Origin of the sequence: Paraburkholderia sp., from assembly GCF_036488505.1 — a bacterium.
GTDB lineage: Bacteria > Pseudomonadota > Gammaproteobacteria > Burkholderiales > Burkholderiaceae > Paraburkholderia.
The window spans coordinates 1-2,224 of sequence record NZ_DASXHN010000411.1; the positions used below are offsets into that span (position 1 = coordinate 1).

At 60.7% G+C, this 2,224-nt stretch carries 1 protein-coding gene and 1 pseudogene; both read left to right on the forward strand.

What is annotated here, in order from left to right; translation table 11 throughout:
* The first annotated feature begins 106 nt into the window (after positions 1-106).
* Positions 107-868: a hydratase gene (locus tag VGH68_RS23915; protein WP_331606185.1), complete on the forward strand. Its 762-nt coding sequence runs from the start codon at positions 107-109 to the stop codon at positions 866-868.
* An 826-nt stretch (positions 869-1,694) separates the two neighbouring features.
* Positions 1,695-2,224, forward strand: a pseudogene (locus VGH68_RS23920) (PrkA family serine protein kinase); the annotation flags it as partial.

Sequence of the window (2,224 nt, forward strand, 5' to 3'; positions counted from 1 at the left end):
GGGCGTGAGTGCGCTGCGTTCGACCGCTGCAATGCATGGCCACCGTCCACCAGCACGCTATCATCCACCGATCCACCGCTCAATGCGCCAGCCACAAAGGACCGACATGACGCCATACGACCTCGCGAACCGCCTCGTCGAAGCACGCCGGCAGCATCGCCCGATCGATGCGCCCGCACCCGACAGCCTGCCGCCCGACGCGGCGACTGCGTACGCGATCCAGCAGGCGGTCATCGCGGGTCTCGGCGACTCGACCGGCGCATGGAAGATCGGCGCCAAAACGCCGGGCGGCGCTGCCGCGGGCGCGCCGATTCCGGCCTCGCTGGTGCTGCGCTCGCCGGCGCGCGTCGCGCATGACGGTTTCTTCCGCGTGCTGGTCGAGCTGGAAATCGCCTTCCGCTTCGCCGAGGCGATCGAACCGCGCGGCCGGGCCTATGCGCGCGACGAGGTGCTCTCGAAGGTCGGCGTCGTATTGCCGGCCATCGAGATCGTCGATAGCCGCTTCGCCGAGTGGCCCAATGTCGCGCCGCTTGCGCAGTTGGCCGACGCCCAGAACAACGGCGCGTTGATCACGGGCCATCCGGTCGCTTATGCGGGTCTCGCGCGCGGCTTCGATTTCGTTTCACCCGAACTGGAACTGAGCTTCGACGGCGCTTCGCTGCTGCCGGAAGCCACCGGCAATCCGGCCGGCGACCCGCGCGAACTGCTGGTCTGGTTCGTCAACCATTGCGCCGCCATGGGTATCACCATCGAACCGGAGTGGACTATCACCACCGGTTCGTACGTCGGCGCACACAGGCTGGATAAAGCGGGCATCGTGCGCGGACACATCGACGGCCTTGGGGAAGTGGAGATTGAACTGACCTGAGGGAGTCATCGTGTACTTGTAACGGCGCGCGTATGAGGGTCCGCTTGTAACCGCAGATTACGAAGCATCACGCAAACGGCTGCCCGCGGGCGGCCGTTTTACATTTGCCGGCGCATCTGCACTGTGCGCTTAGCCGTATACACCTATGAAGTGGCCCGATGCGCTGCCGTGATCCAGTTATACATGCGGCTAACCATGTCGCCGACGCGGTTAATACGCGAGGCATGCATGGGCAGCGAGCAGCGGCAACACACCGCCCTTCATGCGAAATAGTGCGGAACAATACAGCCGTCGCGTTGACGAACCGCTTGACGCTGCGTCAGTGAAGCGCGTCGCACGTGATCACGGCGAACGAACATGTAACACTGCGCATGTCGCTGTAGACCAAACAGCGAAGCCGCGCGTTGATGAAAAAAGGTCCCGGGCACAGAAAACGCATGACGTCCGTGCTCGATGCACGAAAGTGTGCGCATGCAGACAGGCCGTCTGGTAGAGCAGTGGGATCGTTCGATGAACGAGACGGTTCGTGTAACGGAGCATGGCGAACCGTGCTGGTCAGTGCTGGTCAGTATGGCGAGCAGAGGGCGCAGGAGAGGCAGTAACGTGAGCCGGCAATCGCTGCACATTCGCTGTGATGTGAGCGGAAGATTGTAGGTGAGCGAATCTGTGTTTCCAAGTGAGGAATGTTGGGAGGCGGGTACGGCGCGATTTTCGCAACGTAGTTCGTGAAAAAAAATTTAAAAGGGTTTAGGATGAATTCGAGCGATGTCGTTTCCGAATAGCGCGCCGCGCACGACATCGGTCTAGACTTCGGCGAGGAGGTAGCATGGATATCTACAGCAGTTTCGCGACCCGCTTCGAGAAAACGCGAGAAGATGAGCTCTCGCTCGAGGAGTATCTCGCGCTCTGCAAAGACAATCCCGCCGCGTACGCCACGGCTGGCGAACGCATGTTGACGGCGATCGGGGAGCCGGAACAGATCGACACTCGTAACGATCCGCGCATGTCGCGTATCTTCGCGAACAAGGTCATCAAGGTATACCCCGCATTCCGTGAGTTCTACGGAATGGAAGAGGTGATCGAGCAGGTGGTCGCCTACTTCCGGCACTCGGCCCAGGGGCTCGAAGAAAAGAAGCAGATTCTGTATCTGTTGGGGCCGGTCGGTGGCGGTAAATCGTCGATCGCGGAACGTTTGAAGCAACTGATGGAACGCGTGCCGTTCTACTCGATCAAGGGCTCGCCCGTGAACGAGTCACCTTTGGGTCTGTTCGACTATGAAGAAGACGGTCCGATTCTCGAAGAACAATATGGCATTCCACGCCGCTACCTGAAAAGCATTCTGAGTCCGTGGGCGGT

Coding starts and splice junctions, on each gene's coding strand:
- VGH68_RS23915 (WP_331606185.1), top strand. CDS start 107: ATGACGCCATACGACCTCGCGAACCGCCTCGTCGAAGCACGCCGGCAG.